This window comes from Maricaulis virginensis (genome assembly GCF_027922185.1).
Classification (GTDB): domain Bacteria; phylum Pseudomonadota; class Alphaproteobacteria; order Caulobacterales; family Maricaulaceae; genus Maricaulis; species Maricaulis virginensis.
In genome coordinates this window covers 203,539-229,001 of the sequence record NZ_BSFE01000005.1, presented here as the reverse complement: position 1 = coordinate 229,001, position 25,463 = coordinate 203,539, and the positions used below count along the sequence as shown (strand labels likewise).

25 protein-coding genes and 1 riboswitch are annotated in these 25,463 nt (G+C 65.3%); of the genes, 15 read left to right on the top strand and 10 right to left on the bottom strand.

Going from position 1 to position 25,463, the window contains the following annotated elements:
- Positions 1–8: 8 nt before the first annotated feature.
- Together PKE71_RS10925 and PKE71_RS10920 are read right to left on the bottom strand one after the other, a co-directional pair.
- Positions 9–1,907, bottom strand: coding sequence for a TonB-dependent receptor plug domain-containing protein (locus tag PKE71_RS10925; RefSeq protein WP_271187007.1), 1,899 nt, complete (start codon positions 1,905–1,907; stop codon positions 9–11).
- 108 nt (positions 1,908–2,015) lie between these two features.
- Positions 2,016–2,226, bottom strand: a riboswitch (cobalamin riboswitch).
- 52 nt (positions 2,227–2,278) lie between these two features.
- Positions 2,279–3,163 carry a WecB/TagA/CpsF family glycosyltransferase gene (locus tag PKE71_RS10920; RefSeq protein WP_271187006.1) on the bottom strand — a complete coding sequence of 295 codons (885 nt, stop codon included), beginning with the start codon at positions 3,161–3,163 and terminating at the stop codon, positions 2,279–2,281.
- Positions 3,164–3,308: 145 nt separating this feature from the next.
- On the opposite strand from PKE71_RS10920, the gene PKE71_RS10915 reads away from it, so the two are divergent.
- Positions 3,309–3,554, top strand: coding sequence for a hypothetical protein (locus PKE71_RS10915; RefSeq protein WP_271187005.1), 246 nt, complete (start codon positions 3,309–3,311; stop codon positions 3,552–3,554).
- A gap of 4 nt (positions 3,555–3,558) precedes the next feature.
- On the opposite strand, the gene mnmD is transcribed toward PKE71_RS10915, so the two are convergent.
- The 3 genes from mnmD to motA form a co-directional block, all read right to left on the bottom strand.
- Entirely contained in the window at positions 3,559–5,295 is a 1,737-nt protein-coding gene (gene mnmD, locus PKE71_RS10910) for a tRNA (5-methylaminomethyl-2-thiouridine)(34)-methyltransferase MnmD (RefSeq protein WP_271187004.1), read from the bottom strand.
- A gap of 7 nt (positions 5,296–5,302) precedes the next feature.
- Positions 5,303–5,854: an RBBP9/YdeN family alpha/beta hydrolase gene (locus tag PKE71_RS10905; RefSeq protein WP_271187003.1), complete on the bottom strand. Its 552-nt coding sequence runs from the start codon at positions 5,852–5,854 to the stop codon at positions 5,303–5,305.
- A 101-nt stretch (positions 5,855–5,955) separates the two neighbouring features.
- Positions 5,956–6,828 carry a flagellar motor stator protein MotA gene (gene motA / locus PKE71_RS10900; protein WP_271187002.1) on the bottom strand — a complete coding sequence of 291 codons (873 nt, stop codon included), beginning with the start codon at positions 6,826–6,828 and terminating at the stop codon, positions 5,956–5,958.
- A gap of 196 nt (positions 6,829–7,024) precedes the next feature.
- Between motA and PKE71_RS10895 the strand changes: the two genes are divergently transcribed.
- A complete protein-coding gene (locus tag PKE71_RS10895; RefSeq protein WP_271187001.1) occupies positions 7,025–8,299 on the top strand; it encodes an MFS transporter in 1,275 nt (424 codons plus the stop codon).
- 41 nt (positions 8,300–8,340) lie between these two features.
- On the opposite strand, the gene PKE71_RS10890 is transcribed toward PKE71_RS10895, so the two are convergent.
- The 4 genes from PKE71_RS10890 to PKE71_RS10875 are packed head-to-tail and all read right to left on the bottom strand — an operon-like array spanning position 8,341 to position 11,807.
- Positions 8,341–9,552: a lytic murein transglycosylase gene (locus PKE71_RS10890; RefSeq protein ID WP_271187000.1), complete on the bottom strand. Its 1,212-nt coding sequence runs from the start codon at positions 9,550–9,552 to the stop codon at positions 8,341–8,343.
- A complete protein-coding gene (locus tag PKE71_RS10885) occupies positions 9,549–10,328 on the bottom strand; it encodes a DUF1194 domain-containing protein (protein WP_271186999.1) in 780 nt (259 codons plus the stop codon). The genes PKE71_RS10890 and PKE71_RS10885 overlap by 4 nt, the downstream gene beginning before the upstream one ends.
- Positions 10,325–11,119: a DUF1194 domain-containing protein gene (locus PKE71_RS10880; RefSeq protein WP_271186998.1), complete on the bottom strand. Its 795-nt coding sequence runs from the start codon at positions 11,117–11,119 to the stop codon at positions 10,325–10,327. Before PKE71_RS10880 ends, PKE71_RS10885 begins: the two co-directional genes overlap by 4 nt.
- A gap of 58 nt (positions 11,120–11,177) precedes the next feature.
- Positions 11,178–11,807: a LysE family translocator gene (locus PKE71_RS10875; RefSeq protein ID WP_271186997.1), complete on the bottom strand. Its 630-nt coding sequence runs from the start codon at positions 11,805–11,807 to the stop codon at positions 11,178–11,180.
- A 244-nt stretch (positions 11,808–12,051) separates the two neighbouring features.
- On the opposite strand from PKE71_RS10875, the gene PKE71_RS10870 reads away from it, so the two are divergent.
- The 12 genes from PKE71_RS10870 to PKE71_RS10815 all read left to right on the top strand — a co-directional run bounded on the left by PKE71_RS10870 (position 12,052) and on the right by PKE71_RS10815 (position 22,764).
- A complete protein-coding gene (locus PKE71_RS10870) occupies positions 12,052–13,107 on the top strand; it encodes an SDH family Clp fold serine proteinase (protein ID WP_271186996.1) in 1,056 nt (351 codons plus the stop codon).
- A 109-nt stretch (positions 13,108–13,216) separates the two neighbouring features.
- Positions 13,217–13,342 (top strand): type B 50S ribosomal protein L36, encoded by a 126-nt coding sequence (gene ykgO, locus PKE71_RS10865; protein WP_075188610.1) that lies wholly within the window; start codon positions 13,217–13,219, stop codon positions 13,340–13,342.
- A 104-nt stretch (positions 13,343–13,446) separates the two neighbouring features.
- On the top strand, positions 13,447–14,052 hold the full coding sequence (locus PKE71_RS10860; protein WP_271186995.1) for an HAD family hydrolase: 606 nt from the start codon (positions 13,447–13,449) through the stop codon (positions 14,050–14,052).
- Positions 14,053–14,223: 171 nt separating this feature from the next.
- Complete coding sequence (locus PKE71_RS10855; protein WP_271186994.1) at positions 14,224–15,405, top strand: acyl-CoA dehydrogenase family protein; 1,182 nt, start codon at positions 14,224–14,226, stop codon at positions 15,403–15,405.
- A gap of 3 nt (positions 15,406–15,408) precedes the next feature.
- The gene (locus tag PKE71_RS10850; protein WP_271186993.1) at positions 15,409–16,485 is read left to right on the top strand and encodes an acyl-CoA dehydrogenase family protein; all 1,077 of its coding nucleotides are present in this window, start codon (positions 15,409–15,411) and stop codon (positions 16,483–16,485) included.
- A gap of 176 nt (positions 16,486–16,661) precedes the next feature.
- Entirely contained in the window at positions 16,662–19,292 is a 2,631-nt protein-coding gene (locus PKE71_RS10845) for an ATP-binding protein (protein WP_271186992.1), read from the top strand.
- Complete coding sequence (locus PKE71_RS10840; RefSeq protein ID WP_271186991.1) at positions 19,279–19,758, top strand: response regulator; 480 nt, start codon at positions 19,279–19,281, stop codon at positions 19,756–19,758. Before PKE71_RS10845 ends, PKE71_RS10840 begins: the two co-directional genes overlap by 14 nt.
- A 63-nt stretch (positions 19,759–19,821) precedes the next feature.
- Positions 19,822–20,403: a tetratricopeptide repeat protein gene (locus PKE71_RS10835; protein WP_271186990.1), complete on the top strand. Its 582-nt coding sequence runs from the start codon at positions 19,822–19,824 to the stop codon at positions 20,401–20,403.
- 5 nt (positions 20,404–20,408) lie between these two features.
- Positions 20,409–21,380: an alpha/beta fold hydrolase gene (locus PKE71_RS10830; RefSeq protein ID WP_271186989.1), complete on the top strand. Its 972-nt coding sequence runs from the start codon at positions 20,409–20,411 to the stop codon at positions 21,378–21,380.
- 55 nt (positions 21,381–21,435) lie between these two features.
- Entirely contained in the window at positions 21,436–21,726 is a 291-nt protein-coding gene (locus tag PKE71_RS10825; RefSeq protein ID WP_271186988.1) for a DUF2312 domain-containing protein, read from the top strand.
- Between the two features lie 29 nt (positions 21,727–21,755).
- The gene (locus PKE71_RS10820; protein WP_271186987.1) at positions 21,756–22,223 is read left to right on the top strand and encodes a hypothetical protein; all 468 of its coding nucleotides are present in this window, start codon (positions 21,756–21,758) and stop codon (positions 22,221–22,223) included.
- Positions 22,224–22,332: 109 nt separating this feature from the next.
- Entirely contained in the window at positions 22,333–22,764 is a 432-nt protein-coding gene (locus PKE71_RS10815; protein WP_271186986.1) for a hypothetical protein, read from the top strand.
- A gap of 179 nt (positions 22,765–22,943) precedes the next feature.
- Here PKE71_RS10815 and PKE71_RS10810 read toward each other — a convergent pair whose 3' ends face one another.
- On the bottom strand, positions 22,944–24,404 hold the full coding sequence (locus PKE71_RS10810; protein WP_271186985.1) for a sigma-54-dependent transcriptional regulator: 1,461 nt from the start codon (positions 24,402–24,404) through the stop codon (positions 22,944–22,946).
- A 185-nt stretch (positions 24,405–24,589) separates the two neighbouring features.
- Here PKE71_RS10810 and PKE71_RS10805 point away from each other — a divergent pair, with 185 nt between their 5' ends.
- Positions 24,590–25,438, top strand: coding sequence for a CPBP family intramembrane glutamic endopeptidase (locus PKE71_RS10805; RefSeq protein WP_271186984.1), 849 nt, complete (start codon positions 24,590–24,592; stop codon positions 25,436–25,438).
- Positions 25,439–25,463: the final 25 nt, after the last annotated feature.

Genomic DNA, 25,463 nt, shown 5'->3' with positions numbered 1-25,463 from the left:
AAGCCGGACTAGCCGTTGCGCAGACGCAGGCCGAAATACAGGCCGCGGCCCGGCGTATGATAGCCGAACACATCCTGATACTCCTCATCGAGCAGGTTTTCGCCGCGCACGTAGAGCTCCAGTGCCTCGGTCGCCTTCCAGCGCACCTGACCGCCCACCAGGGTGTAGGCGTCCAGCGTCACCGTCTGGAAGGACCCGAAATCCGTATCCAGCTGATCGCCGGTATAATCGACCGTCAGCGCGCCGGACCAGTCGAGGTTTGCCGGATGCCAGTCGAGCGTCAGCGATGCCAGCTGCTCCGGCCGGCGGATCTCCGCAACGCCGTTCTCCTCGCTCTCCAGCAGGGAGAGCGAGCCGAATGCCGACCAGCTGCCGGAAATATCCCAGCTGCCGGACAGTTCGACACCCGAGCGGTTGGAGAGCGATGCGGCGTTCAGCGCGGTCGACGGGAAGGTCGAGTAATCTGTGTAGATCTCGTCCTCGAGCTCGGACTCGAAGTAGACGGCGGAAAGGGTCGCGCGCCCCTCCAGCAGGGTCTGGTCCCAGCCGATCTCCCAGCCCGACGAACGCTCGGGGTCCAGGTTCGGATTGCCGACAAAACTGCCGGGGAAATAGCCGAACAATTCATAGATCCCCGGATTCTTGACCCCTTCGCCAAAGCTCACCCGGGCCCGGCCATCCACAGCCTCGAACGCCCAGCCGGCGCCGACGCGCCAGGTCGTGGCATCGTCGAACCGGTCATGAATGTCGCGCCGGACGGATGCGGTCAGTGTGAGCGCGCCCTGGTCCAGGCCGTAGTCGGCAGCAAAGGCACTCGCCTCGATCGAGGGTGACTGGTTGGATCCGGCACCGGGCGCCGTGAAGGATTTCAGGCGGTCCCGATCGTGCTCGACGAGACCTGTCAGGCGATGCTGTGTCTCGCCCGTCGACCAGCGGCCGGTGACTTCATAGTGAGACTGAAGCCGCTGTCCCAGCGAACGGCCGGCCGGCGCGCCATCCGCATAGTTCTCGACCTCGTCGTCGGTCAGCTGCACGGCCAGTTCGTGCTCGATCTCGAAACCGCCCGCCGAATGCTCGGCCAGCAGCGCAGCACGGGCAAAGACGGTCCGGCCGTCCGTGTTCCGGTCGACATCGTTCAACAGGCCGTCGAAATCGGTATCGCTGTCGAACGCGCTGTCATAGGACAGCCACCGGGCCGAGCCCTCGAACCGGACGATGTCGTTGAGCGCATAGCCACCGGCGAGATTGACGGTCTCGTTCTCGTAACCATCCTCCTCGCCGCCCGTGCCCGACACGTCGATCCCGTCGCTGCGATAGGCGCTGCCGGACAGGGTCAGCCAGCCCCTTTCGAAGGTCGAGGCGATCCGGCCATCGCCGTTGAAGGTCCCGAACTCGCCGCCCTCAAGCCCCAGCGACGTTGTCATACCCGTCGTGGGCCGCGCCGTCGTCAGGCGGACGACGCCGCCAATGGCGTCGGCCCCCCACAGGGCGGACTGTTCGCCGCGTGACACCTCGATCGAACCGAGATCGCTGAACGCGAAGTGCGCGAAATCCGCTTCTCCGGTGAACGGATTGTTGGCCTCCACGCCATCGATCAGAACGAGGACGTGATTGGCCTCGGCGCCACGGGCCCGGATCTGGGTCAGTGCGCCGGGAGCGCCCGAATGCGAGACCGCCAGCCCCGGAACGGCGCGCAGGATATCGGCGGCGAAAACCGATCCACGGGCCTGAATATCCGCAGCGTCCAGGCGGGTGATACTCGCCGTCGCATCGTCGGCCGGAATCGGCACGCGGGCAGCGGTGATCAGGATGACATCGTCGTCCTGCGCGTCCTGGGCCAGGACAGCGGGTGAAATCAGGATTGAACTGGCCGCCAGCGCCAGCGGCAGCGATTTGTATATGCGCATGTACCACGTCTCCACAGCATGGTGACCGGCCGCGCACGCGACCGGCAGGTTGCAAGGAGTCGTCGAAAACGGAAAATCCGCGCCAGCCTCGTGTTTTCCCGCACGAGCGGACAGACGACGGCGATGGCAGGTCTTCCGGCTTGCGGGTCAATGCGGACGATGCCCCTTCCCGGAGCCTTAAGCTCCAGTGGTTACTTGCATCGCCGCTCGCCGCTTACGGCTGCGGGCACAGCGCCGGACTTGGACATCACCTGAAAAGTGGTGACCGCACCGGCTTCCCGATTAATCCCGTGAGGGAACCATCGCGGCGCGGACGCTAGGGCCGGCCGCGGCAAAAGGCAATGCCAGTGCCCCGCATGTAACAGTGTGTATCACTCACGTGACGCCAACTGGGCTTCCAGGTTGCGGATACGTTGGTGAAGTGCACGCTCTTTGACACGGTCCGGCTGCGAAAGCGCGCGTTCGAGCGCGCGCAGTTCGCGCTGGGTTTTCCGCCAGCGCCGCCAGAGCAGGAACACCTTCGGCCCCTCGACCAGATAGCGGCGCCACATGCGACCCGGCTCCTGCGCCAGACGGTGCAGCCATTCCAGCCGTGCCCGCTGAACCCACACCGGCGCCCGCCGGGCCTTTCCACCCAGGAAATCCAGCGATGCGCCCACGCACAGCCCGACACCCGTGCAATCGCCACGGTCTAGACAGGCTTCCGCGATCATTTCCTGCTGCGGGGATCCCACGCAGATCAGCACGAAGCGCGACGGATTTTCAGCAACGAATTTAGCGCACTCGGCGACGGCCTCTGGATTGTTCCGCAATCCCATTGGCGGTTCGTGCCAGCGCACATCTTTCAAGCCGTAGCGTGCCGTCACGGCATCGATGACGGCGCGATTGCCGCCAATGATCGTCAGGGGTTCGTCCGGGTCGATTGCGGTGTCAAACAGGCGTGCCGTCAGGTCCGAACCCGGTGCGATATCGATACGCTCGCCCGACATCCGGCCGATCAGTTCCAGGATACGGCTGTCGCAGACCGTCAGCCAGGCCTGGGCGTAGAGCGTGGCGAGCACGGTGTCGTGTTCGAGCCGGACCAGATGGTCGACATTGGGCGTGACGACAAAGGCGAAGGGGCTTGCAGGATCGCGTTCGGTGATACGGCGCAGAGCGGTATCCAGACCGATCTTGTCGAAGGCCGAGTTCAGAAACCAGACATGGCGCGAACCGTTGCGCCGTTCGACGAAACTGCCGCTGGCTGCTGCGTGCATGATCTGACACCCTTTGTCCCGTTACGCGCCAGGCGCAACCGTTTCACTCTCACCGTTGCAAACAGCGCGCCGTTTTCCCCGATGACGTGCATCCGATCGCACCTCCAGCGGCATCCAGAGGAGCAAAGGTCGAGGAGGGCCCGGCATGCTTGTGAAAACGGGAGTTCTGGTAGCCATGGCGGCGCTGCCCGCCGTCTCGCTTGCGCTGCCGCCCACGACCGGCCTAAGTGTCACCCTGTCGATAGGCGCATATTCCGTCGTTCTGGAAGGAGACAGGGGACCGGATTTCCGGATCGATGCGACCTGTTTCGCGACACCCTGCCCGCTCGCCGAGCTGCGTTTCGAGAGATCCGACCGGACGCCGGGAGAACCGCTGCCCGAAGCGGTGTAGCGCCTTAGCCGCCGCGCCTCTGGCGGCGTATCTCGAAACGGGCCGGATCGAATGCTTCGGCTGCGGATCGGGGCAGTGCGGGCATATGCCCATGAGCGAGAGCTGCAACATGTTCGGCCAGCAGGGGCGCGTGGGCAAAGCCACGCGAGCCGAGACCGGAGAGAACAAAGCTTCGCGGCCCCAGCGCTCCGGCGACCGGGAGCCGGTCCGGCGTCGAGGCCCGCACACCGCACCAGGTCTGCACGACCTCGCCGGCTTTCAATGAGGGAAAATGCCGAGCGTAGGCTTCGCGGAAGCCGGCAATCGCAGGCTCGTCCGGCCCGGCATCCTCGCCGGCCACATGGGTCGCTCCGACCAGCACACCGCCCGGCGCCGCACAGGCATAACCGCCCCAGGTTACAGGCCGGGCCGGGGCTTCACCGGCAAAGACCGCCACCTGTCCCGCACTCGGTGAAATGTCCGGATACCAGGCCGTCATACCGGCCCCGCAGGCAAAAACGACGCAATCGGCGCGGCACAGCGTTTTGCCGTCTGCATTTACCAACAGAACTTCGTTGTCCGTCTCGGAGACCGACGCAATCCGCGCCTGACAAACCGGTACGTCGCCCAGCATCCGGGCGACGATGCGCGCCGGTTCGATCCGGGCCGCGGCGTGCATCTGCAGTACCGACCCGTCCCACTCGACCCGCTCGTCCATCAGGGCGGCGATACCGGCGAAACGCTGCGCTTCGCGCTCATCCTTCGCCAGCCGGACGACCCCGCCGGGATAGAAACCGTCGAAGCCTTCATAACAGCGGCGCGCATAATCAAACGCCGCCAGGGTCGCGCGAACATGGGGCCGGTCGGCCCGCTCCAGGCGTGGTGTCAGCAGCCCGGCCGGTGCACCGGAGGCACCGCCCGCCGGCCCGGCAGCGTCGAACACGACGACCTCGCTCCCCCGCCCCGCAAAAGCGCGCGCCAGACTGGCGCCGGCAATTCCCGCACCGATGATCGCGACCTTCCGCGGCAGCGGCATTGTTGCGGCGGACGTTCCGGGAAACACGGCCTCCAGACGCTCGCGCTTGCGCCCGAAGCCGGGGCGTTTGGCGACTTCGAAGCCAGCGGCCTGAAGACCCCGCCGAACATGGCCGGCCACCGTGAACGTGCCGATCCGCGCCCCCGGCGCTGACAGCCTGCCAACCTGGTCGAGCACGTCCTGGGACCACATGGCGTCATTCTTCGCCGGTGCAAACCCGTCGAGGAACCAGGCATCCGCCCGGAAATCCATATCGGCCAGTGCTGCCTCGACCGTGTCGTGAATGACGGTGATGGCAAAACCATCCTCGGGAAACACAAGGCGATGAACACCCTTCTGCCGCGAGGGCCATTGTTTCAGCAGACGCGTTGTGAGCGGTTCGAGATCCGGCCAGGCCGCAAAGGCGCGAACGGCTTCGTCACGGCTCAGCGGATGCTTCTCGACCGAGACAAAATCCAGCCAGGCGCCGGCCGGTCGCGTCTCGCGCCAGAGCTGCCAGAGCGCCAGCGCATTCAGCCCGGTGCCAAAGCCCAGCTCTCCGACAACAAAGTGCCGACGTCCCTGCCAGGCCTCGGGTAAGCCGCACCCGGTGAGGAACACCGCCCGTGTCTCCTCCAGACCGTCCTCGGCGGAAAAATAGACATCGCCATAGTCAGCCGCACGCGGGCCGGACGGCTCGCTCCAGTCGAGCCGGGCCGGTTCGCAAACCAGGCTCTCCCCGGTCATGACCGGCCTAGAGCGTCTGGGTGAAGCGGGCGAAGGCCATCAGGCCCTCCGGCCAGGGGCCATGCCCGCTTTCCGGCTCGAAATGCCCGGCCTCGCCGGCATTGCCGAAATGAATGCCCCAGTCGCGCGCCCAGGCTTCCGCCTTGGTGATATTGCAGGTGGGATCGTTCGAGCTGGCCAGCAGCAGGCCGGCAAAGCCGAGCGGCTGGCGCGGCACCGGATCGAAACTGTGGTCGCCATAGGTCGCCTTCAGCTCGGGACGCTCCCAGTCCGATGCGCCGACCAGAAAGGCACCCGCAATCTTGCCGGTGAGCGCCGGAGCCGCATGAGCCACCGTGAGCACTCCCAGCGCATGCGCGACGAGAATCACGGGCTTCTCCGACTCGCCGACCGCATCGACCAGCCGGTTGACCCAGGTCTCGCGCTGCGGCCGGTTCCAGTCATCCTGATCCACGCGGCGCGCCGTGGACATATTGTCCTGCCAGCGCGTCAGCCAGTGGAAGGGAGACGGATTGCCCGCACCGGGCACGATGAGAATGTCGCTGTCCTTGATCTTCATGACGCCCTTCTAGCGCCGATCAGGGTAAACGCCATCCCCCCAAATGAAATGGCGCGGAACCGGTGGGTTCCGCGCCAGTTGTCCTCGTGCGGCCTTGTCGATCAGCCGACTTCGGAGGGTATCTGGTCCAGGGCTGTTTCCAGCTCGGCAAAGCTGGGCTGCATCTTGGAGGGAACGCCACCGCGGCCGATCTCGACCGAGATCTGGGCAGCATTCCCGTGCAGGTGCGCTACGAGAACGTCCTGGATGATCTTGTAGAAGCTGTGTTCCTCGTCATAGACGGCCTGCATGTAGGCCGCGAAGGGGCCGACAAAGCCGTAGGCGATGAACACGCCAAGGAAGGTACCGACCAGGGCGCCGCCGATATAACCGCCCAGAATGGCCGGCGGGCTCTCGATCGCGCCCATCGTCTTGATGACGCCGAGCACGGCCGCCACGATGCCCAGGGCCGGCAGACCGTCGGCCATGGTCTGCATGGCGTGGGCCGGATCGGCAGCTTCGTGATGGTGCTTTTCCAGCTGCTTTTCCATCGCGTCCTCGACCTGGTGCGGGTCTTCCAGGTTCATCGTCATCATGCGCAGCGTGTCGCAGATGAAGTCGACGGCGAAATGGTCCTTCATGATCCGGGGATAGCGCGTGAAGATCGCGCTGTCCTTGGGGTTCTCGATATGGCTTTCGAGCGCGATAACCCCTTTCGTCTTCATTGTTTTTGTTAGCAAGAACAACAATGAGAGCAGGTCGGTATAGTCCTGAGCCTTCCATTTGGGGCCGGTGAAGATCTTGGCGAAATCGCCGAGGGTCTTCATCACCGTCTTCGGCTTGTTGCCGATCAGGAAGGCGCCGACAGCCGCGCCGCCGATCATCATCATCTCGAAGGGCATGGCTTTGAGGATGACGTCGAAATGGCCGCCGGCCAGCGAGAAGCCGCCGAACACCATGACGAACACGACAATGATGCCGATAATCTGGAACATTTTGTACCGTCCACCGCTCTGGAAGGCCGTTTCTCGACCCGTTTGACCGGCACTATGACGGGACAAGCTTAATGTCCGGTTGAACGCGCGTTATGCGGGTGTTTACGGATCAGCAGCGCAGCGACCGGTCATTCCGGCATACCGGCTCTTTAAAAACTCATTGGACGGTCGGGAATCCGCGGTCTAGATCAGCACCATGACCCCGCCACAGACTGCGTCCAACCCCACCAGTCCCGCCGAAAGACGCCAGGCCTTCCGCCTGCTTTTCCTGTGCCTGATGGCAACCGGCATCGGCAATAACATGCTGTTCGCCATCCTGCCGCCGCTGGCGCGCGGACTGGCCGTGCCGGAATACTGGGTCGGCGCCATCTATACGGTGTCGGCGGTGCTGTTCATGACCATGACACCGGTGTGGGGCGCCCTTTCGGACCGCCGGGGACGCAAACCCTTCATCGTGTTCGGCCTGTGCGCCTTTGCATGTTCGACCCTGATCTTCGCCGCCGCTGCCTGGGCCGGCGAGAGCGGCTGGATCCCGCCATTGGGTGCAATCTTCGCCATGGCGCTGGCCCGCACACTGTTCGGCGGGCTCGGTTCGGCAACCAATCCGTCGGCGCAGGCCTATGTTGCCGACCGGACCAGCCCGGGCGAGCGGACCGAGGCGCTGGCCGGGCTGACAGCCGCTTTCGGCCTGGGTGCGGTGATCGGTCCCACCCTCGCAGCGACCCTGGTCGAGCTGGTCGGGGTGCCGGTCTTCATGGTGATCATTTCCGCGATGGTCGCGGCGGGCGCCTTCGCGGTGTGGTACCGGCTGCCCGAACAGTCCCCGCCCAAGCTGCAGAGCCGGCCGATCAATCCCTTTGCGCAATTCGCCTTCGGCGCCGATCCGCGGATTTTCCCTTTCGTCGCCTATGGCTGCGTCGCCTGGATCGTGCAGTCGCTCAGCCTCTCCACCCTCGCATTTTTCGTGATGGACTCGCTGCAGCTGGACGAGGCCGCCGGCCTGCAGATGTCGTCCATCGCACTGGCCGCAGGCGCGGGTGCACTCATCGTCGCCCAGCTGGTTGTGATCCCGGCCCTTCATGCCAGTCCGCGCATCCTGATGTCGCTGGGTGCAGGGATCACCATGGCGGGGTTCGCGCTGATGATCGTGGCACCGAACTATGCCGGCATTGTCACGGCCTACATCCTGATTTCATTCGCGTTCGGACTGGCCCGCTCGGGTTTTGTCGGCGGCGCCTCGATCGCCGTGGAGCCGGAGGAACAGGGCCGGGTCGCAGGCCTGACCACAGCGACCGCCGGGCTGGGCTTCATCCTCGGCCCGGTCGGCGGCCTGTTCATGTACAACCAGCTGGGCCACCTCGTGCCCTACTATGTCGCTTTCGTGCTGGCCGCGATCACGCTCGCCCTCGCCTGGTTCCACCCCGGCATCCGGCGCGTGGCGAACATCGTCGAGGTGAAGCCGGAGCCCTGAACAAACCAGGACCCGCGTGACAACGCTTCAGAGCACGTGGACTATCGGGCCGCAGCAGCAGCGATCACCGCGTCATACATCGCCTGGCCGACATAGCCGTCGGCGAGATGGCCGTTGGACCGCTGGAAAGCGCGCAGCGCCGCGCGCGTATTCGGTCCGGCAAGCCCGTCCGGCGTACCGCTGTCGAAACCCAGCGCGTTGAGCGCGGCCTGAAGCTCGCGGGTCTGGCTGCGGGTGATCGGCGGATTGTTTTCCGGCCACGGCCCTTCGAAAGGCTCGCCGCCGGCGATCCGGTCTGCCAGATGCGCGACACCGATCGCATAGCTGGTGGAGTTGTTGTAGCGCAGGATCACACGGAAGTTCGGGAAGGTCAGGAAGCCCGGCCCCGAACCGCCGGCCGGCAGATCCAGCCGTGCGGCCTGCATCAGCAGGTCGGCCGACCACTCGCCGCGGGCCGGCTCGATGCCAAGCACCGCCCATTGCGACACCAGGCGCGACTGACCCGGGTCCCAGGCGGCGAAATCAAAGCTTTCCGGCACATCGACTTCGACCACTGCCGGCTGACCCGCCCGCCAGCCGGCCCGGCCGAGCAGATTGGCGGCCGACGCCAGCGCATCGGCCTCATTCGTCCAGATATTGCGACGGCCATCGCCATCCCAGTCATGGGCGCGTTCCAGATAGGTCGAGGGGATAAACTGCATCTGCCCCATCGCACCGGCCCAGGACCCCGTCAGCTGGTCGCGCGTGGCATAGCCATTGTCCAGCATGTGCCCGACCGCAATCAGCTCGCCCTCGGCCCAGTTGCGGCGGCGGCCTTCCCAGGCCAGCGTCGCCAGCGAGCGGACAATGTCGTTATTGCCGGGGATCTCGCCATAGGAGCTTTCCAGCCCCCAGATCGCGATCAGGATTTCCGGGCGCACCTCGAAATGCGCTGCGATGGCATCCACGGTCTCGCGATTTTCGGCATAGGCCGCCCTGCCATTGCGGATACGCAGGTCTGACGCCGCGATATCGAGATAGGACCAGAGCGGCCGCACGAATTCCGGCTGGCTGCGATCGCGCTCGATGATGCGCATGTCCGGCTCCAGCCCGTCCAGCATGGATGCGACGGTGTCCGGCGTGGCACCGGACGCCTCCAGCCGCCCGCGGAATCCGTCGAGCCAGTCGGCAAAGCTTTCGCCGTCGGGCTGGGCAAAAGTGGCGGTGGAGACGGTGGTAACAAGGGCCAGGCTGGCCAGTAGCGTGCGGATCATCCATTCCTCGTGAAGCGCAGCGGATCGAGATTGGCGATCTCGATGATAAGCTTCCGTTTCAATGCGTCCACGAAATCATGATGTTCGTTTGTTGGCGAAATGAAGGCGCCGGGTCCGGCGATCACCTCGTTCTCGAAATAGGTCGCCACATCGATCGACACGGACGGCCGGAACGGGTGCTGGCGGGCATTGTCTATCGGCAGGCCGTTGATCGTGATCATCTCGGCCTCGGCCCGGCTGCGCGCGGCCGACAGGCTGGGCCCGGCATTCTGGGGGCCGTCTCCGGACAGGTCGATCACACGGCGTACGCCGTCATAGCGATTGTCCGCAATCAGGCTGATCGAATTGTCGATCGCACCGCCGATCGCGGTGCGCCGGCCGGAAATGAAGGGCGCGGTCGCCAGTGTGGCGGCGAAGGCCCTGGCGTCGTCTTCCGTCTCGATCACCGTCCAGGGCGCCACGACGCGCTGGAAGTCGGCATCGGCCCATTCCAGATACATCACCGCGATACGGCCATAGCCGCCGGACTGGATCGCAGAGATCACTTCCGGGTCGGCGAGCGCCGCGACATGACCTTCGCGCTGACGCCGGGCCTCGACCTCGTCGATCGAGGACGACACATCGACCGCCAGCACGAGCTCGAGATCGACCATCTCGCGGCCATCCTCGGCGTACTGGATCTCGCGGGTATACCAGTCGGGCGTGGCGGCAAGATTGCCGCCGGTCAGGCAAAGGACGGCGAGGATGGAAAGGCCGGCCCGGACGGCAAGTCTCATGGCGCCAGACCCGTTTCCGACACGTTCGCGGGACGGGCCGGATCACGGCCCAGCTCTTCCGGCGACGGCAGCGCGCCCGCGATCTCGATCACCAGCTTGCGCAGGATCGCTTCACGGAACTCCGCCTCGGTGCGAGCGGGCAGGACGAAAGCGCCGGGTCCGGTGATGACGTTTTCCTCGAAATAGCCGTCGAGATTCATCTCGACGGGCCGCACCCAGCGGCCATTGCCGGTGGAGATCACCGGCAGGCCGTTGACCACCACGCCGGCCGCATCCGCGCGGGCCCGCGCCTGTTCCAGCGGCAGTCCCTGGTTCTGCGGCCCGTCGCCGGAGATATCGATGATGCGGCGGGGAGCGGAGTGCGGATTGCTCTCGATACGCTGCACGCTGTCGGCAATCGCTGCACCAATGGCCGTGTAGTGGCCGCGTTCCAGCGGGGCAGCCGCCACGCGGGCGGCAAACTCCAGCGCGTCTTCCTCGCTGGCGATCACGGTCCAGTCGGCCGCGGCCCGCTGGAAGCCGCTGTCGGCCCATTCCACATAGGTCACGGCGATGCGGCCCATCGGCCCGCCCTGGATCGAGCGGATCACATCTTCCGACGCCAGAGCGGCAACATAGCCTTCGCGCTGGCGGCGTGCCTCTTCCTCGTCAACGGAATAGGAGATGTCGACGGCGAGCACGAGCTCGACATCCACGTCATAATCATAGGTGAAATCGTCGTACTGCGCGCTGGCGCCAGCCGCGAAAAGGGCCGCTGCCGCGGCCCCGAAGCATACCCCGAACCCTGTCATGGCGCGCACACTATGAAGGCTTTGCCGCGCGAACAACTGACGATGTGGTAAGCTTCGCTCACGCCGTACGCCGCAAGCCCGCCAGCAAGCCACCGACAGCGATCTGGCACACGCCGCACACGCGCTCGCGCCAGACAAGCCCCACCGGGCCGCGCACGAAAGCCCCGCCCGTCGCCCCCAGCGCGGCATAGCCGGCAAGAATCGGCAGTTCGGTGCCGTGCATGATGGCCAGCATGAGAAGATAGTCGGCCCCGCCGGTCTGCCCCGGAATGATGAATTGCGGCAGCAGCGCGCCGAAGAACAGCACCGATTTGGGATTGCCCAGCTGCTTGACCAGGCCCTGGGTAAAGGCCGGTCCGGCCAGCTCCGAAACCGTTGCCGGCTGTGGCCGGGCCGCCACCTTGCGGGCATTGCGCAGGGTCGAGATCCCCAGCCAGACCAGATAGGCCGCCCCCGCCCACTTGATCATCGTGAACAGGAGCGCAGAGCTGACGAGGACCGCGCCGAGCCCGAAAACCGAAAGCGCGAAATAGATGGTGTTGCCGGCAAGCACGCCGGCCGCAGTGGCCACGCCCGCCCGGAAACCGCGTGCCATGCCCTGGGTGGACACGAGCAGCACGGCCGGCCCCGGGCTCAGCGACATGGCGATATGCATGCCGGTAAAGGCGAGGATGAGTTCGGGTGTCATGCGGAGCTCCGGCCGGGCAGAGCGTTTCACCTAGTGCAGGTGTCAGCGCCAGTACATGTCCCGACAGGCCCTGACGCCACAAACGTGCCCGTCTGCATGCTCCCGCAGCAGACCTGCTGCACCAGGAGGCACGCCGCGCGCCGGTTCGATTCGCCCCGGCGCGCGCGCTGATATAGATTGGTTAACGAGAGTGGAGACGGGTGCATCGCCAGCGCCGTGATGCATGGGGAAACCGGGGGAGTTCATGTTCGATATTGTTACCGGACTCGGTGTGACCGGCTGGACCGGCATTGCCGTGATCTGTGCCTTGCTGGTCGGCCTCGCAGCCTGGCAGAACAACCGTCATGCCAAGCGGGAAGACGAGCGGGATGCGCGCGAACGGGCCGGGTCCGCGAACCGGTCTGCCCCTTCGGGGACTGGCGCCGCGCCCCGCCCCGCTGCAACCACAACCACCGCGCGCGCGACGCAGACACCGCCGCGCCCGGCCCCTCTGCCCGCCAGTCAGCGCAGCGCCTCCGGCAATGGCAACGACGACACCCTGTCACCTTATGAGGCCTACAGGGCCATGATCGACAAGCGGGTGCAGGATTTCGCGCGCTCGCGCGGCAGTCTCGTCCTGTCGATCGTGCATCACGAGGTGGACGAGTATATCGACACCGACACGGCCATCGAGGCGATCGACCTCATCCGCCACGCACCGGACAATGCGCCGATCGACATCATCCTGCACACGCCGGGCGGGATCGCCTCTGCAACCCAGCAGATCCTGCATGCGCTGAAACACCATCCCGGACGAAAGACGGCTTTCGTGCCCTATCGCGCAAAATCGGCGGGCACGATGATTGCCCTGGCCTGCGACGAGATCGTCATGGGCACCAGCGCCGTGCTGGGCCCGATTGATCCGCAATACGCCTGGATGCCCGCGCCGATCCTTGCCGCACTGACCGAACACAAGTCCGCCGACCGCGTGAGCGACGAGATGCTGATACTCTCGAAGATGGCCCAGCAGGCCGTCGACGAAGCCCGGCGCTTCTCGTGCGACTATGTCAATGACGCCCACAAACAGGACGGCACCTGTGCCCTGACCAATGACCTGATCGGCGGCGGGCGCAATCACGACTATCCGATCCTGCCGCAGGAGGCCGCCAGCTTCGGGCTGAACATATCGACGGCGATGCCGGAGGCCGCCTTCGGCATCTGCCAGCCGCCGCCGAAGGACGATCCCGTGCTGATCGTGTCGATGATGAACAGCCAGCCGGAACGCGATGGCGGCGCGCCGGTCGCTCCGGTCTTCCGCTGAGCCGCGCGTCACGCGCAGATCGAGCGCACAGTCGATGTTGACAGGACGCTTCGGCTCCCGTATCTCCCGCGCTCCTTTTTAACACGCTTACCAACGTGAAGGCCGAACGATGAAAGTCCGCAGCTCGATCAAATCGCTGAAGAACCGCCACCGCGATTGCCAGGTCGTGAAGCGCCGTGGCCGTATCTACGTCATCAACAAGACCGATCCGCGCTTCAAGGCTCGCGCCGGCTAGCCGGCTGCTGCCGGACCTGCCCGCAGGTTCCAGCGCGCCCATATCGACTTGTCGCATAGCCCGTGCACCCTGGTGCGCGGGTTTTGCGTTTTGGAGGCACCGGCATGACGACCAAAGCCGTCCTGTGGGATCTGGGCAATGTCCTTCTCGACTGGTCCCCCCGCCGCTTTTACGAAAAACTCTTCCGCACAGCCGAGGAAGTCGACCACTTCCTGGGCGAGGTCTGCACGATGGACTGGCACGCGGCGCATGATCGCGGCGTGCCCATGGCCGAGAATCGCGAGCACCTGATCGCGAAATATCCTCACTACGAAGACGCGATCCGCGCCTGGGAAACCGGCCTGGACGGCATGCTGAATGGCAGTGTTCCGGGGACCGATATTGTCATGGACACACTCGCCGAACGCGGAGTGCCGCAATACGCGCTCACCAACCTGCCGGCGGAATGGGTGGAACCGGTCAACACGCTCTACCCGCAGATGGCGCACATGAAGGACGTCATCGTTTCGGCCCATGAAGGCGTCATCAAGCCGGACCGCCGGATCTACGAGATCACGGCCATGCGCTTGCCCTTCGCGCCGGAGGAGGTCGTGTTCTTCGACGATCGCGAGAACAATGTCACCGCGGCGCGCGAATTCGGCTTTGACGCCGAAGTGTTCCGGGGTGAAGGCCCGCTGAAGGCCGCTCTTGCAGCCCGCGGACTGCTCTGACCGGCCAGACCTGCGCCGCACCGCCGCACCAAATGCTGCATCTGCGCACTATTCACCTCGCATCCTTTCGCCTTTAATGCGTACCCAGTCATCGAAAGCGGCAAGTCCGGCGTAAGACCGGGTACCGCATTCGTTCGGGAAAGCGGTCGAAAAGGGCGCGAGGAGACAAGCATGGACCTGAATTTCACCCCGGAGGAGGAGGCCTTCCGCGAGGAAGTGCGCACATTCCTCAAGGACAATCTGTCCGAGGACCTGGCCACCAAGGTTCGCAATGGGCGCGAACTGAACAAGCAGGATATCGAGAGCTGGCACGCTCTGCTGCAGACCCGCAGCTGGCTGGCGGCAACCTGGCCGGAAGAGTATGGCGGCCCCGGCTGGAATGCCGTTCAACGCCACATCTTCGAAGAGGAATGCGCCTTCGCGAACGCGCCGCGCATCGTTCCCTTCGGCCTGGGCATGCTGGGCCCGGTGCTGATCAAGTTCGGCACCGAGGAACAGAAGAAGACGATCCTGCCGCGCATCCTGTCCGGCGAGGACTGGTGGTGCCAGGGCTATTCCGAGCCCGGCGCCGGTTCTGACCTGGCCAGCCTGAAGACCCGCGCCGTGCGCGACGGCGACGACTACATCATCAACGGACAGAAGACCTGGACCACGCTGGGCCAGTTCGCCGACAAGATCTTCTGCCTCGTGCGCACCTCGACCGAGGGCAAGCCGCAGCAGGGCATCTCCTTCGTGCTGGTGGACCTGAAGACGCCCGGTATCGAGATGCGCCCGATCAAGCTGATCGAAGGCGGCTACGAGGTGAACGAAGTCTTCTTCACCGATGTCCGGGTACCGGTCTCCAATCGTGTCGGCGAGGAGAACCAGGGCTGGACGATCGCCAAGTATCTCCTGGGCCACGAGCGCACCAATATCGCCGGTGTGGGCGCGTCGACCGAAGCGCTGAACCAGCTCAAGGCGCTGGGCCGCAAGGTGAAGCGCTATGGCAAGCCACTGGCGGCCGATCCGCTGTTCGCGGCCAGGGTTGCCGAGGTCGAGATCGATCTGGAAGCCATGCGCATGACCAATCTGCGCATGCTGTTCGGCACGTCGGACGCCCAGGGCTCGGTGTCCTCGATGCTCAAGATCAAGGGCACGGTCATCCGTCAGCAGATCAACGATCTCGCCCGCCGCGCACTGGGCCCGGCCGCCTCGCCCTTCCCGTCCGAGGACGTGATCGGCAATTACGGCATCGCACCGCCGGAAGCGGCCGCGAACGCTGCCAACTACTTCAACAATCGCAAGCTTTCGATCTTTGGCGGATCGAACGAGATCCAGCGCAACATCATCGCCAAAGAGACGTTCGGAGCCTGATCCATGGATTTCACACCGACAGACGACCGCCGGATGATCGCGGACAGCCTGCGCCGCTTCCTCTCCGACACCTATCCGATCGAGCACCGCAACAAGGTCGCCTATGACGGCGCGTTCCACGACCCCGAAGGCTGGGCCGGGCTTGCCGAGCTGGGCATCATGGGAGCGCTGGTCTCCGAGGATGATGGCGGATTCGGCGGCGCCGGCTTCGACATCACGACCGTGTTCGAGGAAATGGGCCGCAAGATCTGCCCCGAACCGCTCCTGGCCAATCTGATGGCGCTGCGCCTCTACGCCGCCTTCGGCAAGTCCGAGCGGACCGAGGCCATTATCGCGGGCTCGGAACGCGCGGCCTTTGCTTTCGATGAAAGCGACAGCTTCGGCGATCTGGGCGAAATTTCCGCCACGTTCGAGGGCGGCAAGCTGACCGGCCGCAAGACCGTGGTCTATGGCGGCCAGGCCGCCGACTGGATCCTGGTTGCAGCAAAATCCGGCGGCAAGCTGGGTCTCTACGAGATCAAGGCGTCCGACGCCGAAGTCCTCGCCTATCCGATGATCGACGGCGGTGGCGCTGCAGAGGTCGTGCTCGACGGCACCGCGGCCGAATGCGTTGCGGAAGACGCCACGGACGCCATCGAAGCCGCGCTCGATGCGGGCCGCCTGGCCCTTTGCGCCGAAGCGGTTGGCGCGATGGACGTGCTCAAGGAGATGACGCGCGACTATCTGATGCAGCGCCAGCAGTTCGGCCGCCCGATCGCCATGTTCCAGGCGTTGCAGCACCGTCTTGTCGATTTCTCCATCGAGATCGAACAGGCCCGCTCCATCGTCATCCATGCCGGCGGCAAGTTCGAGACGGAAGAACGCGCCCTCGCCGTAGCCAAGGCGAAGAACCTGATCGGACGGGCCGGCAAGCTGGTCGCCGAAGAAGCCGTGCAGATGCATGGCGGCATCGGCATGACCTGGGAGTATGCCGGCTCGCACTATGCCAAGCGGCTCATCATGATCGACCACCAGCTGGGCGACACGGAAGACCAGCTGCGCAAGGTCATGGCCCTGACGGATATCTCCTCAGCCGCCTGAGCCGACTGCAGAACGCCTTGCCTGACAGGCCGCGGCCCGCGCCGCGGCCTGTTTCATTTGTCCGGACGCCCCGAGCGCCACGGCTCCCGCTATACGTGTACAGGATTGTGGAATCGCCGAATCGACGGCCTAATTCCCGATCGGACGGGGAGGCCGATCCGGGCATGAATGAAAACATGAAAGCTGCCGGCGTCGGCCTGGCCTGTCTGGTGTTGGGCGAGCTGGCACTTCTTCTCTCGGTACCACCGGGCTTCTTCGTGCCAGTCTGGCCCGCTGCTGGCATCGCCGTGGCCGCAACCGCCATGTGGGGCCGGCGCATGCTGTTTCCGGTCGGCCTTGCCACGCTCGTCGTGGCCGCCGATCTGGCCTTGCGCCAGTTCCACACGACACAGGGCGAAGCCGCAGTCTTCGCCCTGTGCGCGGCAATCGGCTCGATCCTGCAAGGCGAGGTCGGTCTGCGTGTTCTGCGCCGTATCGGCCCGGACCGGAAATGGGCGCTGGAAACCGGCCGCGAGATCCTGCTGGTCACGGCCGTGGCCGGACCGCTGGCGGCGATCCCGATGGCTGTTGCCTTTCCGTTCGGTGTCGCCCTGGCGGGCCTCGAGCCAGCCTTCAGCAATGCGCCGATCTATCTGAAGGCCTGGCTATCGAGCGCGATCGGAATTGTCCTCGTGGCACCGCTGGCACTCCTGCTCGCAGAACCGGAACAGATCAGCGGCCGCCGAAAGCTGGCCGTCGCGATACCTGCGGCCATCCTCCTGGCCATCGCCGTCACGGTATTTGCCTTCAGCCGGGCCGACGGCGTGAACGACCGGCGCGAGGCCTTCGCGAACCTTGTCGCAAGCGACCAGCAGACGATCACCGAGATCCTCGACCGGCTGCGGCATCGCCTGACCCAGCTGGGCGGGTTGTTCGCGGCGTCGGAAACCGTGACGGCGGAAGAGTTCGATGTCTTCGTATCGATCGCCTTTTCCGGCGATGTCCGGGCGGAGGATGTGAGGTGGGCACCCCGCCTCTCCGGTTCCGGCAATGCCGCAGAGATGGAGCGCCGGGCCTTCGCCCCCGATGCCGGCCGGCAGATCCAGACCTTTCCGCTCGCTCAAAGCGGCGACGGTATTGCAACCAGCATGACCGGGATCGATATGCCCGGCATACTCGACGCCATTCTCGACGGTGCGCCCGTGGTCGCCCGCCGTTTCGAGCATGGCGACCCGGCGCGAACGGTAGAGACAGGGGCCCACGGCCATTCCATCCTCATTGCCGCCCCAGCCTATGCAGGGCGGACGCCGCCGGCCAGCCGCGAAGAAAGGCTTCAGCAATTGACCGGCGTGGCGCTTGGCCGGATCACGCTTTCAGCGCTCGTTGCGGACGCGATGTCCCGGCACGTTTCCGACTACCGGCTGGCGATCAATGATGTCTCGTCCGGTGACGCTCATTCCGTGCTCGGCGCTCCGGTTGCCATCTCCCCGCTGAGTGTCGTCCACCAGCTCGACATCGGCGGTCTGTCGCTGGAATTCGTCTACACGGCGACGCCCGGGTTTCTCGCCCGCAACCAGGACCTTCTGTCCTGGGCCACGCTGATCACCGGGCTGGCGTTTATCACCGTGCTGAACGCGCTCACCCTGCTCAGCACCGCCCGGACCGACCTCGTCCAGCGCCTGGTCGACCGCAAGACCGCCGAGGCGGAGAGCCTGTCGCGCAATCTCTCCCTGATCCTCGAGAACGCGGCTGACGGAATCCTGGGGATCGGCGCGGACGGTCTTGCCACCATTGTCAATCCCGCCGCCGCCCGCCTCCTTGGTTATACGCCGGAAGAACTGACGGGCACGCTCATCCACGACGTGATCCACCCCGTCGATTCCGAGGGACGGCCACACAGCCGCGCAGACTGCCCCATGGTTTCGTCGACGCGCGAGGAACCGGTCCGAAACAGCATCGAGCCGTTCAGGCGGCGTGACGGATCCAGTTTCACGGCAGAGCTTTCAAGCGAACCCATGCTGGACGAGCAGGGCCGTTTGCTGGGCGTCGTCACCGTTTTCCGCGACATCACCGACCGCCAGCAGGCCCAGGCCGAGCGCGAGCGTTTCATCACCGAGCTTTCCAGGGCCAATGAGGAACTGGAACGTTTCGCCTTCGCCGCCAGCCACGACCTGCAGGAGCCGCTGCGCCTGATCTCCAATTTCAACGCGCTCCTGGCGCGCCGGTACGACAGCGCTCTGGACGATGCCGGGCGCAGCTATATCCAGCACTCGATCAAGGCGGCAGAGCGGATGCAGGCCTTGATCGCCGACCTGCTGGCCTATGGCCGGCTGAACTATGACTCCGAGCCGCGTGAAGTGGATGTTGCGCTGGGCGAGATTGCCGAGGACGCAATCCGGAACCTGCAGACCGCAATCGACAAGGCACAGGCCCGCATCGAAATCTCGGACCTGCCCTCAATTCGCGGCAGCCGGGCCCAGCTCACCCAGCTGATGCAGAACCTGATCGGCAATGCCATCAAGTATCACCGCTCCGGCAGTCCCGTTCATGTCAGCGTCGACGCGCACGAAGAAGACAACGCCTGGCGGATCAGTGTGGCTGACAACGGCATCGGCATTGCGCCGCAATACCGCGAGCAGATTTTCCACCCCTTCAAGCGCCTGCACGCCAAGGACGAATATTCCGGCACCGGAATGGGACTGGCGATTTGCCGAAAAATTATTGAGAGTCATGGAGGTGTGCTATGGGTGGAAGAAAGCCCATCCGGTGGAAGCCTGTTCCTGTTCACACTGCCGAAAGCCATCGATCCGACACATGAGCAACGCTGAAAAGTCCGCCTCGAAAAGACCGCACATCCTGCTCGTCGAGGACAATGCCGGTGACGAATTCCTGGTCCTCGATGCGTTCGAGCAGGCCAGTTTCCCCTACGAGATGGAAGTCGTGCGCAATGGCGAGGCTGCCCTGCAGCGCCTGCGTGGCGAGGGAGAATTCACAGGCCGGCCGGTCCCCGACCTTGTCCTTCTGGACCTCAACCTGCCCAAGCTGGACGGCCGGGATGTGCTGCGGACCGTCAAAGGCGATGCCGATCTCGCCCAGGTGCCGGTCCTGATCCTGACGACCTCGTCCTCACCCGATGACGTCGACACCTGCTACGCCCTGCACGCCAATGCCTACATGACCAAGCCTTTCGAGGTGGATGGCTATGAGGCGATCGTCCAGTCGATCGGGGCCTTCTGGTTCAATGTCGCGACATTGCCGCATCCCCTGCATCATGGCAGCCGGATCTCGTCTTAAATCCTCTCCACAATCTGTTTGCGGGTGCTGGACGCAGCCGGGGCAAAGGCTATCCTCTGTGCCATGATGAGCCTTTCCGCTTTCGTCCTGCTCGTGGGCCTGGTCCTGCAGGAGACGCCGCCGGCCGACGTCGAAGTCGCGCCGCGCACGGAATTCCGCACGCCGGAAGCCCGGCTGGAACAGCGGCTGGACGCGCTGGCACAGGCGCAGACGCCGCGCGAGGCTGCACCGCTTGTCGACGAGATCCGCGCACTGTGGGCGCATTCCGGCAGCGACACGATCTCCCTGCTGATGGATCGCGGTGCCGCTGCGGAAGCGGCGGGCGATGTCGATATCGCCATCCGCATGTACGACCACGTCACACGGCTCGATCCGGACTTTGCCGAAGGCTGGCTGGCCGCCGGCCGCATGGCAGCCCGTGTCGAGGACTGGGCCTATGCCCTGGAAACCCTGAACACGGCGCTGACGCTGGAGCCGCGCCGCTACGACGCCTATCTCACGCTGGGCCGTGTGCTGGAGCGGGCCGAGGAAACCCAGGCTGCACTGGAAGCCTATGATGCGGCGCTGGAGATCTATCCGGCCCATGAGGATGCCCGGCAAGCCCGCGACCGTCTCGCCGACGCGCTCGCCGGCCGGTCTCTCTGAGGGCCATGCCCCTCTGGCTGTACATCCTTGCCGGTGCCTGTGTGCTTGCCGGTCTGGCCGCGCTTCTGGCCCGTCACACGATCCGCCGCATCGAACAGGCGCACCCGCCTGGCGGCCGCTTCACCGAGATTGCGGGAACCCGGCTCCACTATCGCCGCAGCGGCGATCCGGAACGCCCGGCCATCCTGGTCCTGCACGGTGCGGCCTCCAATCTGGAAGAGCCGCACATGGCCCTGGCCGATGCCTTCGACGGCGAACATGTGATCTGGCTCGACCGGCCGGGCCTGGGCTGGTCGCAGCGTCCCGGCGGGGCCTGGTCGCCCCGTCGCGAGGCCGAGTTGATTGCGGCCTTTCTCGACCATCTCGACATTCCGGCCGCCACGGTGATCGGGCATTCCTGGGGCGGGGCCATCGCGATGCGCATGGCGATCGACCATCCGGCACGCGTGGACGGGCTGGTCCTGCTGGCGCCGGCACTGTCGGCCTGGATCGGCACTGCCGCCTGGTTCAATTCAGCCAGTTTCTGGCCGGTGATCGGCCCGTTCCTGTCCCGCATCGCCGTCCCGCTTGTCGGCCGCAGCCAGGCAGTGTCGGGAGCCATCTCGGCCTTTCGCCCCGAACCGGTCCCGGATGCCTATCTCGACCGGTCGGCGCTTCTGCTCCTGCTTCGTCCGCCGGTCTGGAAGGCCAATGCGCGCGACATGGCGATGGTCAATTCGCATCTGGAAGACCAGGAAACCGCCTACAGCACCATCGGGACACCGGCCGTGATACTCGCCGGCAAGGCCGATACCGTCGTCTGGTCGCACCGGCATGGCGGACAGGTCGCGGCGCGCATGCCGCGTGGCGAGATGCGCTGGATTGCCGGTGCCGGCCACAACCTGCACCACCATCACCCGCAGGCCGTGCTGCAGGCCATCCACGATGTGCGCCGGCAACTGCGCGAAAGCGTGCACTCGGCTGGCGGAGCGGCTTGAGGCTGCCCGCTCGCGGATTTAGTCTCCCCGCCCGTCCCGAGAAGAGGTTTGCGACATGGCTTTCACCGACAACGCGCTTGAAGACTCCGGCCCCATCGACCAGTCCGACGCCATCGGCGGCGCCGCGCGCGAACAGATCAAGGCCTTTGTCGCCCGGATCGAGCGCCTCGAGGAAGACAAGGCCAATGTCATGGCGGACATGAAAGAGGTCTATGCCGAAGCCAAGTCGATGGGCTTCGACACCAAGATCCTCCGCAAGGTCGTATCGCTGCGCAAGATCGACCGCCGGGAGCGCCAGGAAGCCGACGCGCTTCTGGAATTGTATCTGGGTGCCGTGGAAGGCTAAACTGGCCGCCTCCCTGCAAAGGAGGCCCCATGTCTCGCAAGATCGACGAGAAGAAGACGAAGCGCGCCCTGCGCCGTCTCGACCGTGCCCGCAAGGCCGCGGAAGAGGCGGGGACGCCGGATCGCGAGCTGTCTGAATGGGAAGGCGAGTTCCTCGGATCGCTCGAGGAACGGCTTGAGACCTATGGCTCTGCCTTCAACGATCCGGACAAGGGTAATACCGAAGACGCGCTGTCGGCCCGCCAGGCGCTGAAGCTCCGCGAGATCGAGAAAAAGGCGAAGGGCAAGGCGCGCAAGCCGATGTCACGCGGCAACGGTTTCCGGCGCAAGACTGCTTCATTTGTGCCCCGTAGCCGTGACATTCATGATGATCTGGAGCCCGATAACGGTGACATGAGTGCGACGCGCGGTGACACTTCACCGGATCCGGCGGAAACGCCGGAGACCCGCCGCGCCCGCTTCCGGATTGTCGACACCTCCGGGGACCCGGAGACATAGCGCGCCGGCGTAGCGCGTCTTAGCTTCCCGTTAAATCTGAAACCGGTTTCCGGGCGCGCCGGCGCGGGGGCGCGGGTATCGTGTGGCGATCAAGAAAACGGTATCGCCCATGCCCCACAACATCGCCCTTCTCGGCCAGCTCGAAGCCGCCCTTTTCGACGCACTCGACGAGGCCGAAGCCGCCGGTCTCGGCACCGAAGCCGGTCGTGACGCCTTCCGCCGGGCCATGGCCTCGCTCGACACGACGGTGGAAAGCCGCACCGAGCATCTTTACGCGCCGCTCGCTTCCGATCCGCTGACCCGGGACTATGTCTCCCATCTCGACGGCCAGCTGAACGGGCTGACAACCCGGATCGATGTCCTGCGGGCTCACATCGAGCTGGGACTGGAAACCGGCAGCCGGGAAATCGCCCGGCTCGACGCCTCGCTGAGCCGGCTGGCGCGGCAGCTGAAAGTCCGCTTCAGTCGCGAGTCCGCCCTCATCCCCGTCTATTTCGGCTGGTGCGACCGCCACCCCGGCGACGCGCTCGCCAGCGCCTGATTCCGTCCCGCAGACGACGGACCGGGCCGGGCAGCCATGTCCGGCCCGGTCCTGTTTCGGCATTTTCCCAGGACCCAAAAAACCGGGCCGGAAGGTCATATCCTTCCGGCCCGGCGCTTGTGCCCCCACCCGGCCTGCCCGTTGAAGTCCCGTTGGCAGGCGAGTTCCGTGTGTCCGGTTCAGCCCGCGGCGCGGACCCCGTCGACATCGAGATCGTATTCGCGAACCTTGCGGTAGAGCGTCGAGCGGCCAACGCCGAGGCGGCGGGCGACTTCGCTCATCCGGCCGGCATAGGTCTCGATGGCGAACTCGATCAGGTCGCGCTCGATCTCCTCGAGCGAACGCAGGTGACCGCCTTCGTCCATGATCTCGACCGGGCCCAGATCCGGCGCATTCGCCGCCATCTGCACGATATCGCCCGCCAGCGTCTCGGCCGTCGAGGCCGGCGCATTGGCCTCGAGATCGGGTGTCAGGCCGGAGATCTGCGGGAAGTCCTCGGGCTTGAGCATGTCGCCATCCGACAGGACGACGGCGCGGAACACCGCATTTTCCAGCTGACGCACATTGCCCGGCCAGTCATAGGCGGCCAGCAGCGCATGCGTTTCCGGCGCGGCATCGATGATCGACTTGTTTTCCTGGGCGTTGAAGCGGCCGATGAAATGGCGCACCAGCGCGGGAATGTCGTCCTTGCGGGCGCGCAGTGAGGGCACCTCGATCGGGAAGACGTTGAGACGGTAGAACAGGTCCTCGCGGAAATGGCCCGCGGCGACCTGTTCGGCCAGGTCGCGATTGGTGGCGGAGACAATCCGCACATTCACCTTGACCGGACGCTTGGAGCCGACCGGATCGACCTCGCCTTCCTGCAGGGCGCGCAGCAGCTTGACCTGCATGTCCAGCGGCAGCTCGCCGATCTCGTCGAGGAAGAGCGTTCCGCCATCGGCTTCCTGGAACTTGCCCATATGCTTGCCGACAGCGCCGGTGAAGGCCCCCTTTTCGTGACCGAACAGGGTGGATTCCACCAGGTTTTCCGGGATCGCGCCGCAGTTCACGGCCACGAAGGGACCGTTGGCGCGCTTGGAGGCGGCCATGATGGATCCGGCCACCAGCTCCTTGCCGACGCCGCTTTCCCCGGTGATCAGGATCGGAATATCGGATTGCGCCGCACGCTCGCCCAGACGCACGACCTGTTTCATCGCCGGCGCGCCGGCAATCATGTCGGCAAAGCCCAGCTTGTTCGTCGCCTTGCGCGACAGACGCTGCACCTCGCCCGACAGGTTCTGCACCTTCAGGGCATTGCGGATCGACACCGCGATGCGTTCCGGGCTGGCCGGCTTGACGAAGAAGTCGGAGGCCCCGGCCCGCATGGCCGCGACCACCGTCTCGATCCCGCCGGATGCCGTCAGCACGATGACCGGCAGGTCGATCTGCTTGCGCTGCAGGGCTTCCAGGGTCTCCATCCCGTCCATGCCCGGCATGATCAGGTCCAGCAGCATGACATCGATCCCCGGGGACGCCACGCGATCCAGGGCAGCCTCGCCGCTTTCGGCGGTTTCGGCCTTGTAGCCCTGCTTCTCGATCACCGCCTGCAAAAGGCGGCGCTGTGTCGGATCGTCGTCCACGATCAGAACTGTTTTCACCATCTCACCCACGCCTTTTCGGTCGCCTTGTTATCGCCGGGCCTCTGGCCTCGCTGTCCGTTCTGGACAGGGCGTTGATGCGAACCGTTATGGGACAGTCTTCTAAATTTCACGTTTAAGACGCGGCAACGACCGGTTAAGCATAAGGCGGGGACCCCGTCCGATTGCGGGGATGCGAGGGAGGCAGAATGCCGCCGGACAGCAACACGCCTGCAGGCCGTCCTGCAGCGGACGCCGTACACTGGCCTTTCGGCCCCGGTGATGCCTTCGCGCAGCTGCGTGCAGAAGATCACCGTCAGGCACTGATCCACTCCCTGCCCGGCATGGTGGTCTGGCCGCTGGTGATGATGGCCCTCGCCTTTGCCTTCCAGTTCGCCGGCGGCTTCCTGTGGGCCCTGGCCGGTGGCCCAAAGGCCATCATCCATCTCGACACGGTCGCCTTTGCCGCCATGGCGCTGGCCTATTTCGCCTTTGCCGCCGTGATGTGGCGCTGGCTGCAGCGCGACGGCGCCCATCGCGGCGCGTTCGCATTCCGGCCGCTGCGGGCCTCGGACCTTCTGGCAACAGTTCTCGTCATGCTCTTCATGATCTTCGCCGCCGGCCGCCTGACCATCGCCTTCCACGAATTCGCCATGCTGGATCCCGGCATGACCCTGTCGGGCGGTGCCACGCGCGACGAGGTCTCCAATGTCGACAATTTCATCCACTCGAATGCGGCGCTCTGGTCGATCATCCTGCTGACCCTGGTCGCTGCGCCGCTGGCCGAGGAGATCCTGTTCCGGGGATGGATGCTGCCCATGCTGGTCGCCCGCGGCGTGCCGGCGGTGTTTGCCATCGCGATTTCCGCCCTCGCCTTCGGCCTGCTGCATACACCGCAGGGCCTGATGGTGATGACCTCGACCTTCCTTCTGGGTATCGCGCTGGGCATTGCCCGCATGGCGACCGGCCGGGTGACCGCACCGTTTCTGGGCCATGCCGCCAACAATGCCTGGGCGGTCTTCGCCGTCCCTGCCATTCTCGAGCGGATCGCCGCATGAGATTGACCTTCCCGGAGCGGAGGGC

Coding starts and splice junctions, on each gene's coding strand:
- PKE71_RS10925 (WP_271187007.1), bottom strand. CDS start 1,907: ATGCGCATATACAAATCGCTGCCGCTGGCGCTGGCGGCCAGTTCAATC.
- PKE71_RS10920 (WP_271187006.1), bottom strand. CDS start 3,163: ATGCACGCAGCAGCCAGCGGCAGTTTCGTCGAACGGCGCAACGGTTCG.
- PKE71_RS10915 (WP_271187005.1), top strand. CDS start 3,309: ATGCTTGTGAAAACGGGAGTTCTGGTAGCCATGGCGGCGCTGCCCGCC.
- mnmD (WP_271187004.1), bottom strand. CDS start 5,295: ATGACCGGGGAGAGCCTGGTTTGCGAACCGGCCCGGCTCGACTGGAGC.
- PKE71_RS10905 (WP_271187003.1), bottom strand. CDS start 5,854: ATGAAGATCAAGGACAGCGACATTCTCATCGTGCCCGGTGCGGGCAAT.
- motA (WP_271187002.1), bottom strand. CDS start 6,828: ATGTTCCAGATTATCGGCATCATTGTCGTGTTCGTCATGGTGTTCGGC.
- PKE71_RS10895 (WP_271187001.1), top strand. CDS start 7,025: ATGACCCCGCCACAGACTGCGTCCAACCCCACCAGTCCCGCCGAAAGA.
- PKE71_RS10890 (WP_271187000.1), bottom strand. CDS start 9,552: ATGATCCGCACGCTACTGGCCAGCCTGGCCCTTGTTACCACCGTCTCC.
- PKE71_RS10885 (WP_271186999.1), bottom strand. CDS start 10,328: ATGAGACTTGCCGTCCGGGCCGGCCTTTCCATCCTCGCCGTCCTTTGC.
- PKE71_RS10880 (WP_271186998.1), bottom strand. CDS start 11,119: ATGACAGGGTTCGGGGTATGCTTCGGGGCCGCGGCAGCGGCCCTTTTC.
- PKE71_RS10875 (WP_271186997.1), bottom strand. CDS start 11,807: ATGACACCCGAACTCATCCTCGCCTTTACCGGCATGCATATCGCCATG.
- PKE71_RS10870 (WP_271186996.1), top strand. CDS start 12,052: ATGTTCGATATTGTTACCGGACTCGGTGTGACCGGCTGGACCGGCATT.
- ykgO (WP_075188610.1), top strand. CDS start 13,217: ATGAAAGTCCGCAGCTCGATCAAATCGCTGAAGAACCGCCACCGCGAT.
- PKE71_RS10860 (WP_271186995.1), top strand. CDS start 13,447: ATGACGACCAAAGCCGTCCTGTGGGATCTGGGCAATGTCCTTCTCGAC.
- PKE71_RS10855 (WP_271186994.1), top strand. CDS start 14,224: ATGGACCTGAATTTCACCCCGGAGGAGGAGGCCTTCCGCGAGGAAGTG.
- PKE71_RS10850 (WP_271186993.1), top strand. CDS start 15,409: ATGGATTTCACACCGACAGACGACCGCCGGATGATCGCGGACAGCCTG.
- PKE71_RS10845 (WP_271186992.1), top strand. CDS start 16,662: ATGAAAGCTGCCGGCGTCGGCCTGGCCTGTCTGGTGTTGGGCGAGCTG.
- PKE71_RS10840 (WP_271186991.1), top strand. CDS start 19,279: ATGAGCAACGCTGAAAAGTCCGCCTCGAAAAGACCGCACATCCTGCTC.
- PKE71_RS10835 (WP_271186990.1), top strand. CDS start 19,822: ATGATGAGCCTTTCCGCTTTCGTCCTGCTCGTGGGCCTGGTCCTGCAG.
- PKE71_RS10830 (WP_271186989.1), top strand. CDS start 20,409: ATGCCCCTCTGGCTGTACATCCTTGCCGGTGCCTGTGTGCTTGCCGGT.
- PKE71_RS10825 (WP_271186988.1), top strand. CDS start 21,436: ATGGCTTTCACCGACAACGCGCTTGAAGACTCCGGCCCCATCGACCAG.
- PKE71_RS10820 (WP_271186987.1), top strand. CDS start 21,756: ATGTCTCGCAAGATCGACGAGAAGAAGACGAAGCGCGCCCTGCGCCGT.
- PKE71_RS10815 (WP_271186986.1), top strand. CDS start 22,333: ATGCCCCACAACATCGCCCTTCTCGGCCAGCTCGAAGCCGCCCTTTTC.
- PKE71_RS10810 (WP_271186985.1), bottom strand. CDS start 24,404: ATGGTGAAAACAGTTCTGATCGTGGACGACGATCCGACACAGCGCCGC.
- PKE71_RS10805 (WP_271186984.1), top strand. CDS start 24,590: ATGCCGCCGGACAGCAACACGCCTGCAGGCCGTCCTGCAGCGGACGCC.